The sequence below is a fragment of the Paenibacillus sp. VT-400 genome, assembly GCF_001029205.1.
Classification (GTDB): Bacteria; Bacillota; Bacilli; order Paenibacillales; family Paenibacillaceae; genus Paenibacillus; species Paenibacillus amylolyticus.
Window position 1 is genome coordinate 578,035 of sequence record NZ_LELF01000047.1, and the last position, 17,027, is coordinate 595,061.

Genomic DNA, 17,027 nt, shown 5'->3' on the forward strand with positions numbered 1-17,027 from the left:
AATTTCGTCGCTTAGCCAAAACGTTCTGTTTTGTACCATTTGCTCTCGCGTTTCCGAATCTTGTCCATGATCAAGGAGTAGAAAGCCTTGATCGAGATCAGGATGAACAGCTGTGCATACGTGAAATAGGATATGCAGGCATAGATGAAATTACGAGTATTGCTCTGTCCAATATCTGCGGCAAGTGCCAGATTGATCTGTAACACGTAAATAAAGTACATAAGCGCCCAACCAATGACCAGAAACACATATGCATCGCCGGCAAACTGGAACGGTGAACTTACCTCTGGTTTAAATATGGCAATGACCCTGTAGACCAGATTCACAAGAAATATAATGTCCGACACAATGATTGCAAGCATGAACCAGAAATAACTGACGGCATAATAGATGACCAGCAACTTATTACGCCAACTGGAACGGTTAAACAGGTTATGGATATTATCCAGTACCACCTGGTAGTTCCCCTTGGCCCAGCGTTCGCGCTGCTTCATGTATACACTCAGCTGTTCCGGCTCTTGCTGATAAGCTTCCGCTTGCGGTGCAAGCGCCACAAACTGTCCGCGATTCAAAATCTCGAATGATAGCGCCGTATCTTCTGTAATGGCTGTCACATCCCAGCCACCAATCTCCCGGATCAAGTCGGTTTTGATAATGTAATTCGTGCCCGGGATGGAACCCAGCTGGAACAATTCCCACAGACCCGTGTGATACACACGTTGCGAAGTGATAATCTCCAGGTTGATGCATTTGGAGAGGAAATTCTGTCCTCTGTTGCGTGCTTTGTTTCTGCCAAAAACCACGCCATATTGTTCAGGGTTCTCAAGCGATTGTTGGGTCAAAAACATTAATGAATTCCGTTCAGGTGCGGCATCTGCATCGAAAATACAGATCCAGTCGCCCGTGGCAATTTCCAGTCCGTCATTTAATGCCCCGGACTTGCCACCTGTTCCTTTTCGCTCCATAACAGTCACATTGCGATGCATATAACTGGTCTGACTGAGGAACGATCTCAGCTTCTCTGCGGTATCATCTGTACAGTTATCCGCGATCACGATAACCTGAACTTTATCCTCCGGATAATTCAAACGCAGGATATGCTCTACCGTCGCAACAATGACCAGACCCTCGTTATGCGCAGGTACCATGACCGTGACTGTTGGATAATGATCCATATCTTCAGGGATCTGAATCCCTTTTTTGTCCTGTTTATTAATAAAACGAATCGCACCTGCCATAATAACAATCGACTCGAATACGGCAATCCAGATACTAAATATGGATAATATTAATATAAAATCAGCCACTTACTTTCCTCCGATCATACTTGCGAATAACTTTCGACCGAAAGCGAAGGGTTGCAATTGTTAACCAAATCGTGAATACCGCAAATAAAGAACTGACGGCGATACAAATCGGGATAAACCAGGACATATAGTCCACAGCGCCTCTCTCCTTCCCGTTATATATACTCACCGATGAGATCGGTCTCTGTGTTTCGTTCAAGGGCAGCAATAACCGCGTCAATGTCCTCGTACTTGCTGAATTGCTCCTTTTGGAATACCAGAGCACCAGAGCGTATCACCGTTTGCAGCTCATTTCCCTTTTTATCGATAATATGAAGATCCATGATGGCTTTTTTGATCCGCTGTGTAAGAAGTGGAAGGTATTCCACATTCACCATTGGACATATGATGACAAATCGCCCACGATCCACGAAAAATTTATAATCCTCATATCGAATCTGCTTCTGGATCGTACCCGAGATTTCAAGCAGGAATTGTGCATACCGGACAGAACCGAGAGATTCCATCACCAGTGGCAAAAATTCAATCTTGAACATGGCAATGCTGAATCCATACTTTTCGGAGTATCGACGCGCAAGGTTACTATGTTTGATTAACGTATCTGCCAGAGCTCCCTTATTACCAAGCGTGGTATCCAGATCGATTTCCGGGTTACGATCCTGCATATCCTGGAGACGTTCCACTACACGCGCACTGCGCAGCAGACTTGCCTTGATGAACGCAGCCACGGCCACGTTGGCAGGGATGAGCAACCACCAGGAGAACACAAGCACATTTGCATCAGCGTAAGTAACAAGCCACACAAAATAAGAAACCAGATATACAAACCCCGTCACGACGGATACACCAACAGGCAGAAAAAGACCAAAAACCAAGGCACCCAGCGACACGATACTAAAAATCAAATCCCCTGTAGTGTAGCTCTGATCCATGTACACTTTAAGATAAATCATCAGTTGCTGCATGAGGGCTAGTCCAATTAAAAGGGCATATCCCCACGCAATACGGCGGGTAGGTGCTTTATTCCTCATAGTTCCTTCTCTCCGTTGAATTTTTAGAACGCTTGTTCAACCTCACTTCTTTTATATCGCAACAATTTATGACATGTTTAGACAAAACTATGCTAACACATTGCAGAATTCATTAAATGACAAAATACTTACTTTTTAATATTTATCTGTAAATTAACTTCTCCCAACAAAGGAAAAAGATTATCAAACAGATGTGTGTTACCGTCAAATACATATCCACCTGGATAACGAGAGTCCTGACCACGCAACGTAGTCATATGGTTATACAACTGTTTGGCCCATTTTGGATCACCTGAACGAACAGCGAGTAAAATGGCGAGGCCATATACCGAGGAAGATTCATAAGATACCGCAGGTGTGCGTGATTCTCGCTTATACTGTCCGGGCAGCTGATGCCGGGTGTTGAACTCTTTTCTCAAAAAAGAAATGAGCTTGTCCGGTTTGCGGTTGGTCACCGTTAGATGATTCGCCACGATCAACTGGTCAATCAGATTCACCGTATCATCATACGTATATTTTTTACGGACTACATCGAAGGTCTTCGGATAGAACAATCCATCGTCAGGCATCTTCTTCAGCAAAGCTTCGTACTTGGCATAAGTTCCCGGTTCCACCATCTGATGTTTTTCCATCAATTGAAGAGACGGGAGATCAACATAGACCAGACTTAACGTATCTGTGGAGTGACCACTCGAAAAATCGTGAAAATCAACATAATATCCTTTATTCTGAACCGATTGCGAAAGTGTACGGGATATTTCCGAAGCTGTTTCCAGTTTGGCTTCTCTTCCTTGTTTCCACTGATCTGCTGCCTTTAATAAAGCACCAACAATTCGAAAATCATCGCCAAGCGCGTTGGTTGTCACTAGAGATTCACCTTTGGCATCCAGCTTCCAGGCAATATATTTTTGTGGCATGAGGAAATAGGTGGTCAGCAGTTCATAGCTTTCCTCGAATAACGCCTGATCATTCTTGGCTACAGCATATTGCATCCAAAGACCAAGTGATTCAGATAAAGCCTCTCTGCCTGCAACGATGTCCGCTCTCTCTGAGGTAGCATCTTGCAAATAGGTCGCAATTGTACCATTGGGATTAGTCATATGATCTTGAACAAAGGATACCGTAGGGGATGATTCATTCATCACGAACCGCTCCTTCACCAAAATAATTAACGCTGCCGTGATACTGACTGCCAATATGATCCACCACGTTAGCCTTTTTCGGTTTACCCGTTTCATGACTCCCTCCTGTACTGATGCTTCCCTGGCATAATGATTCTTCTCCTTTGGATAAGTTCGGCTAGAGTCTGGGATGCAGGGGTCAAGAATCGTTCCTCTGTTCATTCCGAAATATCCATGTAGGGTCGCCGTCCACCCTTTTTGACAAATTTCCAGTCCACCTCGATATTATGTCGCATTCGGCGGAGAAGCATGACCGCGGTCTCAATCTCTTCCTCCGTCAGACCATCCATAGTCACCTGATCCGAATGCACGCCTTCTTTACGAATAAATTCCCATGCTTCAAGCCCAGCTTCGGTGGGATACAACACCTTATTCTTCTTATTACCCATTGCTGGCTGTTTAATAATGAATCCATCGGATTCGAGTTTGCTAATAGCTCTGGCCGCCGTCGTGCGATCCACTTTGATCAGTTCAGCAAGCTGATTCGGAATAATGCCCGGATTCTCACAGATTCGATACAGATATAGATATTGTCCACGGGACAGGTTCAGATGCTGAAACTCGACATTACTGATTGAATCCAGACAGCGGGCAATCATACCAATTTCACGCAGCACTTCTTTTTTCTCAGTCAACACACTCACGCCCCTATAAAATTGTTGCATTCGCAACATAATTGATGGTATAACTACTGTTGAAAAGAACGAGATTCGTTCCACATTCCTGTTATGTACCAGTTTATCACGTCAGGATAACATTACGATCACCCAAAGGAGAAACATTCATGAATACAACGATTGTTGAAGTTACTAATCAGGAATTGCTCGATGCCTGCTTCGCCATTCGTACTGCTATTTTCGTCGAAGAACAAGGCGTATCCGCAGCGGATGAATTCGATGCTTATGATACATTAGACGCGGACGCACGCCACATTCTGCTCTACGTAGACGGTGTGCCTGCTGCTTCCTCCAGACTGCGCATTGTGGAACAGGTCGCCAAATTGGAACGGATTTGTGTCATACTTGATTACCGCAAACACGGCCTGGGCCGTGTGCTGATCGATAAGCTTGAGCAGATGGCTATTGCTGATGGTCTTGAGAAAGCCAAGCTGCACGCACAGGTACAAGCTTCCGGGTTCTACGAACGTCTCGGATACGCACCCGCGTCGGAAGTATTTATGGAAGACGGCATCCCCCATCTGCTGATGACCAAAAAACTGAAATAATGACATTCCAAAAAACGCCTCCGTTATCACTTCTCAGTGATATACAGAGGCGTTTTGCATTCAGACAACGCATTTGCGAATCCAACAACGATAAATGGCACGTAGAGGCACCCATTAGAGCAAACAAGTATGCTAACTTTACTTGCCAGCTCCGCATTGTGTTTTATCCCAGTACCAGACGACCTGGCTCGGATTCGGCAGCGTTGTTCTTCATTTGTTTACTACGCAACTGTCCGCAGGCAGCATCGATATCCGTACCATGTTCCATACGTACAGTGGAGTTGATGTTGTTCTTTTTGAGTGTATCATAGAAGCCCAGAATCGACTCTTCTGTACTCCGTTGATACTGACTGTGCTCATCCACCGGGTTGTATGGGATCAGATTCACACTGACCATACTTCTGCGACTGGACAACAGTTCAGCGAGCTCCGCGGCATGCTCACGTTGATCGTTAACATCACGTAGCAAGATGTACTCAAACATGATGCGTTTGTTGGTTTTAGCCAAATAATAATCCACCGCATCCATCAATTGCTCAATCGGGAAAGCCCGGTTGATCTTCATGATGTGTGTACGTAGTTCATTATTAGGTGCATGCAGAGAGATCGCCAGGTTAACCTGCAGACTGCTGTCTGCAAATTCCTTGATTTTGTCCGGAAGGCCGCTCGTGGATACAGTTATCCGTTTGGCGGCAAGTGCCAGTCCTTTGCGATCCTTGATGACTTCGATGAAATCACTCATGTGCTGGAAGTTGTCGAATGGTTCACCAATCCCCATCACAACTACGTTGGTTACCCGTTCGTTTTGACCCGCTGCATCCAGATGTCGCTGCACATGCATAATCTGTTCCACAATCTCTCCAGCGGTCAGGTCTCGGCTCTTCTTGATCAGACCGCTCGCACAGAAGCTACAGCCGATATTACAGCCCACTTGTGTGGTCACACAGACGGTAAGTCCGTATTTTTGCCGCATCAATACCGTCTCAATCAGGTTGCCGTCCTGCATCCGAAGCAGAAACTTCACGGTACCATCTGCCGATTCCTGCTTCACATGTTCGCTCAGCGAGTTCATGGTGAAATGCTCGGAGAGAACGTCCAGACATTCCTGACGGACATCGGTCATCGCAGGGAAATCGTGAACACGCTCTTGATATAACCATTCCCAGATCCGGGATGCACGGGATTTTTTCTGCCCATGCTCCGGCAGCCAGGAACGTAATTGCTCTAATGTTAATCCATATATGGATGATTTGTTCATTGTATAATCCTCTTTTCGCAAAAAAGCATATGGCTTATCGGTCCTACCCAAAAAACCTCTACTCCGTATTGTCCCAAAATTGACGAGGGAAAACAAGGGCTTTTGCATTTCTTCCAAGAGGTTTTATCCATGGTAAATCTGCACAACATACCATATTTCACCCTATCGGGTCTTCACCATTAGAAGTGAATGATGCCGGATGTATGCAATAGAACCAGCAGAACCAGGATCGGAGCTACGTAACGCAGCATGAACAGCCACACCCGGAACCATCCGGAACGCAGGCCGGAAGCTTCCGCAGCCGTTTTCCAGAAGTATCCGGCAAAAATCGTCACAAGCAGTCCACCGACAGGCAGCAGGATGTTGGATGCTACAAAGTCCATCCAGTCGAACACACTCTTCGATCCAATCGTCCATTCAGGCTGCAAGCCGAGCGACAATACCGAAGGAAGTCCCACGATAAAGACCGCTAGCGAGATAACCCATACCGCACGACTGCGGCTCCAGGACAAACGTTCCATGAAATATTTCACCGGAACTTCCAGCAAGGATACTGCTGACGTCAATGCCGCAATAGCCAGCAGGATGAAGAACAGTCCGCCAAACAAGAAGCCAAGTGGCATCGCCGAGAAGGCCGCCGGAAGTGCCACAAAGATCAGTGACGGTCCTTGGTCCGGTGCAATACCAAACGAGAATGTTGTTGGGAAGATGATCAGACCCGCAATGAATGCATAGATCAGGTCACCTGCACCAACGGCGACGGTTGCCGCACCGAGCGATTGATTTTTATCGACATACGAACCGTAGGTTACAAGAATACCCATCCCAAGTGACAGGGAGAAGAAGGCATGTCCAAGCGCCACCAGTGCAGATTCCGTTGTAAGCTGCGAGAAGTCCGGATTCAGGAAGAAGGAAACCCCAGCTCCTGCACCCGGCAATGTAACTGCACGAATCATCAGGATAATGAGCAGTACCAACATCGCTGGAATCAGAACTTTGTTGAATTTCTCGATTCCGTTGGATACCCCTTTGGCTACAATCCAGCCTGTAATTAGAACCGCGACCAGTTGCCATACAATCGGCATATAACCGCCTATGAAGGAATTGAATTGTCCCGCATAATCCGGATTGTTAAACAATGTTCCACTGAATGACGTAATTGCATATTGCAAGGTCCAGCCAGCAATAATGACATAAAAAGAAAGGATGATAAAAGGTGTCAGTACTTGCAGTAAACCGGCTGCGAGCCAACCTTTATGTCCACCGGCTTTGATAAAAGCAGTAGCTGCACTACCTCTGCCACTGCGACCAATCGCAAGTTCCGCCAGTAGCACCGGCAGACCAATCAGCAGCAAACAGACGATGAAGAGCAGGAAAAACGCAGCCCCTCCGTTCTCCCCCGTAATGTACGGGAATTTCCACATGTTGCCCAGACCAACCGAACTACCAATCGCTGCCAGGATAAATCCAGCTTGGGAGAAACGTTCTCCTTTGCCAGCATTGTCTTGATCTAGATTAGGCTTACTAAAATTCATCGTATCTACTCCATCACTTTAAAGTTTTCCCGTAATTATATACTACTCACCTTGTCAGGTCATTCGAAATTCGAAATTTGTCGAAATGTTATTTTTTTACATATAAACCACACGGAAATCTTCATCTCATAAGTTCCTTAAACACAGTATGTGATAAAGTCCGTTAGTCCAACCGTATGAAATTTCAACAGATCCGTATTCCCAACCGTTCAAAGCCCAATAGAATCAAAAAGAGGTGTCCCCTCAGCCATTTGGATGACTGCGGAGCACCTCTCTTTTTGAATTACACTTTAATTTGAAGTAACTCGTACTTGATAACGCCCATCGGAGCATTGACATGAATGACGCTGCCCACTTCTTTGCCCATTATCTCTTTGCCCAGCGGGCTCTCGTACGAAATTTTATTATTCGCAACATCGGCCTCGGCAGGGCCAACCACTTTATATTCAATCTTCTCGGCGAACTCAATGTCATTAAGCAACACCGTCGATCCAATGCTCACTTTGTTGGAGTCTATATTGTCTGAAGAAATGACTCTTGCTTTTGTCAGCATCTTCTCCAAGATCAAAATTCGGGTCTCCATAAAGGCCTGATCATCTTTGGCTGAATGATACTCACTATTTTCCTTCAGGTCACCGTAACTGATCGCGAGTTTCAGACGAGCTGCCAATTCCTTACGCTTCACCGTCTTCAAATCCTTCAGTTCGTCCTCCAGCTTTTCCAAGCCTTCCTGTGTCAAAATCACTTCATCATTAGCCATTTTTCCATCTCCTAATCCTGCTATCTATCTATATTCTAACCTATATCCACTCCAAAGGGTTAGCATACCCCGGAAAAAGAAATAGCTCATCCATATATTGTATTCCAATGAAATCAGAACCATGTCCATCTCTTGAGATGAATTTCAAGGCTTTGTTCAATAATTGTACCGTTACAATCTGCACAACTGATGATGTTGTTTTCATCCGTTCACTTTTACAATGAACTCAGGGCAGCAGAAGTTTATAAAAATTTGGGCTGCAGCCCACTATATGACGTGAGGTGATCTGAATGACTGAACTATTGAATACAGCTGAAATACAGGCCTATCTGAAATGGATCGGCATAGATGATATAAAGGAACCTACACTGGAATTCTTATTTGAACTCCAGCGAGCACATGTACAATATTTATCTTGGCAAACGGTCGATATTTTTGCAGGTCGTCCTGCGGAAATCAGTCTTCAAGATTCAATTCAGCTTATATTACAGGGACGTAGCGGCTACTGCTTTCATCTAAATGGTGCATTTAGTGTTCTTCTCCGCTCGCTGGGTTATACGGTTGATTGGCATCGCGGGGGAGTACAGCCTCATGGGGAACAACCCCGTGTGAACTCATTCCATCTCGGTCTATCTGTGCTTCTGCCAGATGCTGACCCGACAGTTGAACGCTGGATTGTAGATGTAGGTCTCGGCGGAATGCCCTTTGAACCTCTGCCACTTCGTTATGGAACCTATGGTTCAGCTCCGTTCACGTACCAATTGATGCCATCATCTGTTGTGGCTGGGGGATGGCGGCTTGAGTACGAGCCGAATGGGCCAAGTGAAGGTGTGGACTATGCTCCTGAAGCAATTACCAGCCTGGAAGAGTTCATTCCCAAACATGAATTCTACAGTCGGGCAGTCGAATCACCTTGGCATAACGTATTTTTGCTTCGTCAGCGGGATGAGAATCGCAGTCATGAACTACGTGGATGTATGCTCCGAACACATGATACCGAAGGAATCCAGAAAACGGAGATCCGGAATTATACCGAGTGGCGTGACGTATTAACTGAAATATTTCATGAACCCTTGGTGAATTACAGCGAACTGGAATGCCAAGACATGTGGGATGGAATACAGGCTGCGCATACAGAATGGAAACGAGTACAGGAAGCATGAAGAGGAAGATGCAGAACCTGAGGCCTTAACATGAAAAACGAGACAACCGGCTTGCTTGTTAGGGGCATCCGTATAGTGATGATTTGGGAGGAAGAGTTGAGGGGTACGTTCCATATAAAGGAAAGTTACTGATCCACGCCGAATACGTATTCAGGTGATTAATGATGATAACTATTCGTGTACTCCAAGTTCCAGAAGTATTGCCCGAGGCGAACTGGAACCAATTGCTGTCGCAAGTTTCTGCGGAGCGACGTGCTCAAGCTTCGCGTTTTGTGCATCAGGCTGACGCGTATCGTTCCGTGCTGGGAGAGATATTGACCCGTGTGACTTTGAGCAAGTTAACTGGACTGAGACCTGCTGAGCTTTCTTTTACCCGTAATTCCTACGGCAAACCTTCACTCAGTCACCATTCGGATGTACAATTCAACGTCTCCCATTCTGGTGATTGGATTGCTCTGATCTCCGGCAGTACAGATGAACTGGGCGTGGATGTAGAAAAAATAGCTCCAATTGACATGCAGATTGCAGAGCGTTTCTTCTCTCCTAAGGAGAGCCAGTTCTTGGCCGCCGAGCCTGACGATCGGCGGCTGGAGACCTTCTACCGTCTATGGACGCTGAAGGAAAGTTATATCAAGGCAGTCGGTATGGGCCTGTCCATACCACTGGACTCCTTCGCCATCCTTCCCAGTGAGCGGGAAGATTGGCATTGCAAACAGGCCGGGGCATATCTCTTTCTCAGTCAGCGACTGGATGATGGACATATGCTTGCGGCATGTTCGGCTGGGGGAGAGCTGCCGAGCAAGCCGGAAATCGTAACCTTGGAGGATCTGTATACAGAGTTAGTATAGAGTGGTGCCGGGCCTCAACGAGTTGGAATCAGTTGAGTTTTGTAAGAGGGCGCCATTAAGATAATCCTGCTAATGTTAATCAAAAAAAGCTAACGACGTGAGTATCACGCGTTAGCTTTTTTGGCTTTATAACTTTACATTCACACTACGTTTACGTCTCTTACGAATTGAATAGGACTAATCCCGGCTCCGCAATTTGCCAAGCAGACGGATAATCTCAATGTACAGCCATACCAGCGTTACCATCAATCCAAATGCACCGTACCACTCCATGTACTTGGGCGCACCACGTTCAGCACCACCCTCGATGAAGTCGAAATCAAGGACCAGATTGAGGGCAGCCACAATGACGATAACGACCGAAATACCGATGCCGATCAAGCTGTTATCATGCAGGTAAGGTATTGAAATTCCGAAGAAACCCAGTACAAAGCTCAGCAGATACATGATCATGATACCGCCAGTTGCAGCCACGACCCCAAGCTTGAAGTTCTCCGTAGCTTTGATCAATCTGGTTTTGTATGCCACCAGCAGAGCGATGAATACAGCCATGGTCAACAGAGCCGCCTGCAAGGTAATTCCGTTATACAGGGACTCATAGGTTGCAGAGAGTGCCCCAAGGAAAAGGCCTTCTGCCACGGCATAGATAGGTACTAGATACGGTGCCGCTACTGGTTTGAAGGAAATGACAAGCGCCAGAATGAAACCAACGATTAATCCACCATAAGCGAGCGGCATCACTTGTTGTCCGTTAAAGAACATCATCCATGTTGCAAACGCACTGCCCAGCAGGATCACAAGCGTAATAAACGCTTTATTCACCGTGCCGTTGATCGTCATGTAATTCTGATACCGATCTTCTCCATATCCTCTGTTTTCAAACGTGCTGTCTTTAAGTGTAGGGTTACCGCTACGACCGATCAACACAATCACCTCTTCATATGTATTTGATATATCTGTGATACTAAGTTTGGGCGTACTACGTTTCAAAATCTACAAGCTACTCCCTCGAAAAGATCGGGATGGCACCAGAAGGAATCGGATGCAATCCTTCGATTACATCCTTACCCACTGGCGCACCACTTAGGACATATGTCCCAGACATTGCATGTTCATGTGCTTTTTAAGCGTCTTATTTGTACAAAACTTTATCTACATTGTATTTCGCACGCATCGTGTTGATGATATACGTCTCGTAAATTTCACGATCTACCGGATCTTCAACCAGGCATACTTCAATCTTCGTTACTTCTTCGCGGTGATTCTTGATTGGTGATACGGTATCTTCAAAATGCTTTTTGATGCGGGGTCTTAATTTTCGTGCTTTCCCGACAAATAACAATTCTCCAGCGGCATTATAAAACATGAAAATCCCGCCTAGTTCCCGGGTAATCAGGTGAAAATCAGTAAATCCATAAATGTGGCTAAGCTGTGGATCAGCCTGCTTTGTGATGGTTACATCCGGTGTTGGCACGGTAATATTAATCAATAGGCTCACTTCCTCATTATCTATAGGTTTACATCCTATCACATATTATAAAGGGACACCATTTCAATCTATATGAAGTACAATTCACGCAATTTTCGCTATTACGACAAATATTTCAAAAAAAAGGTTAACTTCCCTGATTCAAAGTGGTACTATAGGGGTATGAGGAAGAAATTGGGCACTGAGACATACGTCTTTATATCTACCTCCGTCTATTGTACCCTATGATTGAATATCTTTTTCATGCTGAATTCTGTTACGTGATCACGACAAGAGTACAGTTAGCAAGAACCCTAGCTTATAGATTGTGGATTCATCATCTAATCGACCCTTGCAGCAAGCAAACCTAGAAAGACCTAGATTCATGATTCACTGTAGATTTTAAGTATCACCTAGAAAGCCTGCAATTATAGTCGTACTGAAGTTAATAGACACACGTAGAAGGTCAGATAGCTATCGATCCTAGAGAGACTAGTCATGCAATACAACTGTAGAAATTATAGCAGCAGTACTATAGAAAATGGATCAAGTTTCACCACCAGGCCCCGGCATACTGCCAGGGCTTTTTTGCGTTTGTGCGAACAACCAACCACACGCTCAGGGAAACAGAGGTATCGTGGTTCTTTCTGCGGGGTTTATAATATGGCAAGATACCAGTAGAGGGAGTGATGGGATGTATTCCGATCTGCAACTGACGGAGGACCGCCCTGTATATATACAAGTCAAAGATTATATGAAGCGATTGATGCTCAAAGGCGGCCTGCAAGCCAAACAAAAGCTGCCCTCCACCCGTGAACTCAGTACACTCATGAAGGTCAGTCGCAGTACGGTCCTGCTCGCTTATGCCGAGCTTGAAGATGAAGGTCTGATCTATGCAGTCAAAGGCAAGGGCAATTACGTCAGTGCCTCCATCGAGACACCTGAGGCAGCAGCGAACTGGGAACTGGACTGGACGACAGAGGTAAGCGAGTATGCAATTCAGGCAGAGCAGTACGATCTGATGAAGCATGGCTCCGGAGCAGAGCGCGGTGAGATATCGTTTACCAGCATAGCGCCGGATGAAAGGCTGTTTGATCTGCACAACGTAAAGCGGGCTTTTCTGGATCGCATGTCACTTGAAGGCGAAGTACTGCTGAATTACGGATATGCGCAAGGATACAGACCGCTGATGAATTATTTACTACGTTATATGGAGAACAAAGGTGTCGACCTCCGTGGCAAGGACATCCTGATCACCAACGGATTCACGGAAGGTTTCGATCTGGTGCTTGGAGCGTTGCGCAAAAAAAGCGGAAAAGCGCTCTGCGAGAATCCAACGCACCACACGGCGATCAAAAATCTAAAGTTGCACCAGTTCCACCTGACCGGTGTGAACATGGAGCCGGATGGCTTGGACTTGAAGCAACTGGAACATGAACTTGAGGCAAGTCCATATGATCTGGCGTATCTCGTGCCATCCTATCACAATCCAACCGGGATTGTGACGTCCCCTGCGAAACGGGTAGAGATCATCCGGTTGATGAACAAGTATCAGGTACCGATTATTGAAGACGGTTTTAACGAAGAATTGCGATATTCCGGTTCGCATGTCTCTCCCCTGATCGCCAGCATGGGCAAAGGCAATGGACTGGTGTATCTGGGCAGCTTCTCCAAAGTCCTGTTCCCAGGTCTGCGGGTGGGTTGGATTATTGCGGATGCGGCGCTGATTGATTATCTGGAGAGTATGAAACGGGCACGCAGCATCCATACCTCCACGCTGGACCAATCGTTATTGTATCAATATCTGAGCAACGGTAATTTCGAGAAATATTTGAAGCGAGCTCGCACCGAATATAAGCGAAAATATGAATTGGTTGTGCGCTGCCTGAAGCAGCATCTGCCAATGTGCCGGATTTCCGGTGCGGGTGGTCTGCATCTGTTCGTACAGTTCCCGTCTGAATACAGAACGCGTGAACTGCTGGCGGCCTGTAAAGTGAAAGGTGTGACGTTCACACCAGGGGATACTTTTTATCTGGAACCCGGTCAAGGTGTAAACACGATGCGTCTGGGTTTCTCCAGAGTCAGCGATGAGAATATACGTAAAGGCATTCGCATCATTGGCGAGACAGCAGCTCAAATGAGATAAGGAGGATTTCACATGAAAGTTGGCGTGATTATGGGCGGTACATCTTCAGAGCGGGATATTTCCCTGCTCACCGGACAGGAGATGATTGCAAACCTGAATAAAGACAAATACGAGGTTGTACCCATTGAGCTGAATACCAAGCGCGATCTAATCGACAAGTCAGCGGGGATCGATGTGGCACTGCTTGCCCTGCATGGCAAATACGGCGAAGACGGTACGGTCCAAGGCACATTGGAATCTCTGGGTATTCCCTACACAGGCTGTGGTGTGCTGGCAAGTAGTGTATGTATGGATAAAGACATGTCCAAACAACTCATGCAGCATGCAGGTGTACTTACTGGAGAATGGCTGCGAGTGAGCCATATGGAGGAACTGTCCTCTATTGCTGTTCAACAATTAACGTACCCCGTGGTGGTCAAACCCAATTCAGGCGGTTCCAGCATCGGTACCCAAGTGGTGAAGGAAGCTTCCGCCCTGCCAACTGCTGTAGAGGCTGCCCTCGCCTGGGATGATACGGTCATGATTGAACAGTATATCGAAGGTGAAGAAATTACCTGTGCCATTCTGGATGGTAAGATGCTGCCGGTGATCTCCATTCGTTCGAACGCGGAGTTTTTCGATTATTCTTCCAAATATGATGACCACGGGGCCGATGAGCAGGTTGTGCAATTGCCTTTGGACCTTCACAATCGCGTCGAAGCCGCGGCCTTGGCCTGTTATCAGGTGCTCAAATGCAGCGTCTACGCTCGCGTGGATATGATGATTCGGGAGGGCATGCCGTATGTGCTTGAAGTGAACACGCTGCCGGGTCTTACCCGTAACAGTCTGCTGCCCAAAAGTGCAGCTGCTGCAGGCATTTCTTTTGCAGAGCTGCTGGATACCATTATTGAACTTTCGTTGAAGGAAAGACCCAAGGAGGATACAACATTATGAGCCTGGATGTGACGATTAGACATAGCTCCACTACCGATCTGCAAGATATGGTCATTCTGATGGACCAACTTGGTTATCCCACCACGTACGCCGAGATGGAAGAGCGCTATACCCATATCTCTGCGGACGCAAACTTTACTACACTCGTTGCTGAAGCACGAGGCCGCGTAGTTGGACTGATCGGATTACAGACTTCTTATATGTATGAAAAAAACGGAAGACACTGCCGCATCTTGGCATTGGTTGTACACGACCAGTTCAGGGGCTCAGGCATCGGCCGTCAGCTCATTCTTGAAGCTGAGCAATGGGCAGCCACGCATAACGTGGATTCCTTGTCTCTGAACAGTGGCAATCGCCCAGAGCGTGAAGCTGCACATGAATTCTATCGTCAGATGGGCTTTACAGCCGGGAGTACCGGGTTTAGCAAAAAGCCGCAGATTCTACAGCACACTTAACCTGCGGGATACGGGATACGCCCCCCTGAATATCAAACCAAAAAAAGAACGCCCCAATCTGCACATTGGCGAAAAAGGGCGTTCTTCAGTATATATCTATGCCGTATTGATATGCTTTTTGATGATTATGGGATCAATATTTGGCTGACTGTGCACCATCGATTGGAATAATAGCTCCATTGATAAATGGTGCTTCGCCGGACAGCAGGAAGGCAACGAGACGCCTTTCAGGACTTCATAGCCTCATAGGCTGCAAGTAATTCCCTTACTTCTACTCCGTTGATCTTCATCCCGTTCACTTGACACTGTTCCAACTGTACTCCAGATAGATCGCAATCGATAAAACGACTTCCCCCAAGATCACAATGCGCCCACTGCATGGGTACACGGTCAGATCCAAGGTGTGTATCTTGGAATTGAACGCCATCCAAAGCACAAAATTCAATCTTGCTATCAGTTAGGCGTAAATCAGCTAGCAATATATTGGTCATATTTAAATTGGTAAATTTGCTTCCACTCAGGTTGCAGTCGGTAATCCGACTATTGGTCAGATTACTGGTGCTGTAACGGACTGAGTCCAGATTAGCTTGAACATATTCAACCACCGACTCACCCGAGTCCTTGGCTAATGTCTCATCACATATTGGATTAAAAGAATCAACGGACATGTTCTTCTCATATACAAACTCATCCTCAGATGCATAGATACAAACATATCCCATTTTTTCATAAAAATGATGATTATCCAGTTGCCGACCTGAGGTCTCCAGCTTCCAGGTTTCAATCTGCGGAAATTCAGCCTCAATAAGCCTCATAACTTGAGTTCCAACGCCACGGCCCTGGCATACCGGGTCAATATAGATCTTATCGATCCTGGCATGTTTTCGTCCAAGCACGTTAACACTCACTCCGCCAATAGCGCATCCATCTGATTCTACAACATAATAATCCCATTCACGGATCACGTAACGATGCATGCGAACTGACGAATAATCAGGCGGGCATAGATTGTTATCGATATCCTTCTCATTATCCGCCCAGACTTTTATGACATGATCAAAAGCACAAGTGCAAATCTCTGTAAGTACAACAGCATCTTCCTGCTGTGCTCGTCGTAAGCGAATTTCAGAATTTATCTGCTTCGGTTGCACTGGTTCGGTCTTTACTTTGAGCAGTTCAAAATAATCGTAGCACTCCTTGTCCATAAGCATTCTGCGAGAGATATAACGAAAACCCGCATGCTCCAGAACTTTGCGTGACGGCTGATTGAAGGGCTTCACAATGCCCACAATTCGATCCAGCAAGGTATGCTCAAATAAATATGCTGTTAGGGCATGCACCGCCTCTGAGATATATCCTTTATTCCGGTAATCCCGGGAGATGGCGTAGGCCACTTCACGGTCATCACGATCCAGCAGTTCATTTGGAAATACGCCACACCAACCAATGATACGCTGATCTTTATTGTGTACAACAGCAAGCAGGATGCGCACATCTTCCGGGTTGAACTGTTCGTAACTGCCAACGACAAATTGTAAGAATTCGCGCAACTGCTCCTCGGTCATCTTCCAATCTGGCAGGACATCTGTGATTTCAGGTTGTTGGGTTAATGCATACACGGCAGCCTGATCTTCAAGCGTAAATGGACGCAACGTAACGGAGTTTGAATGGATGAATAATTGACTTTTCATATACAACACCTCTGGGGATTTATTTA

Annotated in this window: 16 protein-coding genes; 6 read left to right on the forward strand and 10 right to left on the reverse strand. The window is 46.2% G+C overall.

Features of this window, described 5'->3' with window-relative positions; all coding sequences use genetic code 11:
• Positions 1–11: 11 nt before the first annotated feature.
• From EL84_RS04935 to EL84_RS04950, 4 genes are all read right to left on the reverse strand, one after another.
• Complete coding sequence (locus tag EL84_RS04935) at positions 12–1,307, reverse strand: glycosyltransferase family 2 protein (RefSeq protein ID WP_047840907.1); 1,296 nt, start codon at positions 1,305–1,307, stop codon at positions 12–14.
• 155 nt (positions 1,308–1,462) lie between these two features.
• Positions 1,463–2,338: a diguanylate cyclase domain-containing protein gene (locus EL84_RS04940; RefSeq protein WP_047840908.1), complete on the reverse strand. Its 876-nt coding sequence runs from the start codon at positions 2,336–2,338 to the stop codon at positions 1,463–1,465.
• 128 nt (positions 2,339–2,466) lie between these two features.
• On the reverse strand, positions 2,467–3,576 hold the full coding sequence (locus EL84_RS04945) for a glycosyl hydrolase family 8 (RefSeq protein ID WP_047840909.1): 1,110 nt from the start codon (positions 3,574–3,576) through the stop codon (positions 2,467–2,469).
• Between the two features lie 101 nt (positions 3,577–3,677).
• The gene (locus tag EL84_RS04950; RefSeq protein WP_235431492.1) at positions 3,678–4,118 is read right to left on the reverse strand and encodes a MarR family winged helix-turn-helix transcriptional regulator; all 441 of its coding nucleotides are present in this window, start codon (positions 4,116–4,118) and stop codon (positions 3,678–3,680) included.
• 185 nt (positions 4,119–4,303) lie between these two features.
• Between EL84_RS04950 and EL84_RS04955 the strand changes: the two genes are divergently transcribed.
• Entirely contained in the window at positions 4,304–4,744 is a 441-nt protein-coding gene (locus tag EL84_RS04955; RefSeq protein ID WP_047840910.1) for a GNAT family N-acetyltransferase, read from the forward strand.
• A 163-nt stretch (positions 4,745–4,907) separates the two neighbouring features.
• Here the strand turns inward: EL84_RS04955 and rlmN are convergent, their stop codons facing one another.
• The 3 genes from rlmN to greA form a co-directional block, all read right to left on the reverse strand.
• Complete coding sequence (gene rlmN / locus EL84_RS04960; RefSeq protein WP_047840911.1) at positions 4,908–6,002, reverse strand: 23S rRNA (adenine(2503)-C(2))-methyltransferase RlmN; 1,095 nt, start codon at positions 6,000–6,002, stop codon at positions 4,908–4,910.
• A gap of 179 nt (positions 6,003–6,181) precedes the next feature.
• Positions 6,182–7,537 (reverse strand): sodium-dependent transporter, encoded by a 1,356-nt coding sequence (locus tag EL84_RS04965; RefSeq protein ID WP_047840912.1) that lies wholly within the window; start codon positions 7,535–7,537, stop codon positions 6,182–6,184.
• A 283-nt stretch (positions 7,538–7,820) separates the two neighbouring features.
• Complete coding sequence (gene greA / locus EL84_RS04970) at positions 7,821–8,297, reverse strand: transcription elongation factor GreA (RefSeq protein ID WP_047840913.1); 477 nt, start codon at positions 8,295–8,297, stop codon at positions 7,821–7,823.
• 290 nt (positions 8,298–8,587) lie between these two features.
• On the opposite strand from greA, the gene EL84_RS04975 reads away from it, so the two are divergent.
• The gene (locus EL84_RS04975; protein ID WP_047840914.1) at positions 8,588–9,460 is read left to right on the forward strand and encodes an arylamine N-acetyltransferase family protein; all 873 of its coding nucleotides are present in this window, start codon (positions 8,588–8,590) and stop codon (positions 9,458–9,460) included.
• Between the two features lie 161 nt (positions 9,461–9,621).
• Positions 9,622–10,308 (forward strand): 4'-phosphopantetheinyl transferase family protein, encoded by a 687-nt coding sequence (locus EL84_RS04980; RefSeq protein WP_047840915.1) that lies wholly within the window; start codon positions 9,622–9,624, stop codon positions 10,306–10,308.
• A 177-nt stretch (positions 10,309–10,485) separates the two neighbouring features.
• On the opposite strand, the gene EL84_RS04985 is transcribed toward EL84_RS04980, so the two are convergent.
• Positions 10,486–11,232, reverse strand: a complete 747-nt coding sequence (locus EL84_RS04985; protein WP_047841093.1) for a Bax inhibitor-1/YccA family membrane protein — start codon at positions 11,230–11,232, stop codon at positions 10,486–10,488.
• Positions 11,233–11,440: 208 nt separating this feature from the next.
• Positions 11,441–11,797, reverse strand: a complete 357-nt coding sequence (locus EL84_RS04990) for a nucleotide excision repair endonuclease (RefSeq protein WP_036612270.1) — start codon at positions 11,795–11,797, stop codon at positions 11,441–11,443.
• A gap of 673 nt (positions 11,798–12,470) precedes the next feature.
• On the opposite strand from EL84_RS04990, the gene EL84_RS04995 reads away from it, so the two are divergent.
• From EL84_RS04995 to EL84_RS05005, 3 genes are read left to right on the forward strand one after another with little or no spacing between them, the layout of a single operon-like run.
• Positions 12,471–13,922: a PLP-dependent aminotransferase family protein gene (locus EL84_RS04995; RefSeq protein ID WP_047840916.1), complete on the forward strand. Its 1,452-nt coding sequence runs from the start codon at positions 12,471–12,473 to the stop codon at positions 13,920–13,922.
• Positions 13,923–13,934: 12 nt separating this feature from the next.
• Positions 13,935–14,855, forward strand: a complete 921-nt coding sequence (locus tag EL84_RS05000; RefSeq protein WP_047840917.1) for a D-alanine--D-alanine ligase — start codon at positions 13,935–13,937, stop codon at positions 14,853–14,855.
• Positions 14,852–15,310, forward strand: a complete 459-nt coding sequence (locus EL84_RS05005; RefSeq protein WP_235193849.1) for a GNAT family N-acetyltransferase — start codon at positions 14,852–14,854, stop codon at positions 15,308–15,310. Before EL84_RS05000 ends, EL84_RS05005 begins: the two co-directional genes overlap by 4 nt.
• Positions 15,311–15,537: 227 nt before the next feature.
• On the opposite strand, the gene EL84_RS30710 is transcribed toward EL84_RS05005, so the two are convergent.
• Positions 15,538–17,001 carry a GNAT family N-acetyltransferase gene (locus tag EL84_RS30710; RefSeq protein WP_053061388.1) on the reverse strand — a complete coding sequence of 488 codons (1,464 nt, stop codon included), beginning with the start codon at positions 16,999–17,001 and terminating at the stop codon, positions 15,538–15,540.
• Positions 17,002–17,027: the final 26 nt, after the last annotated feature.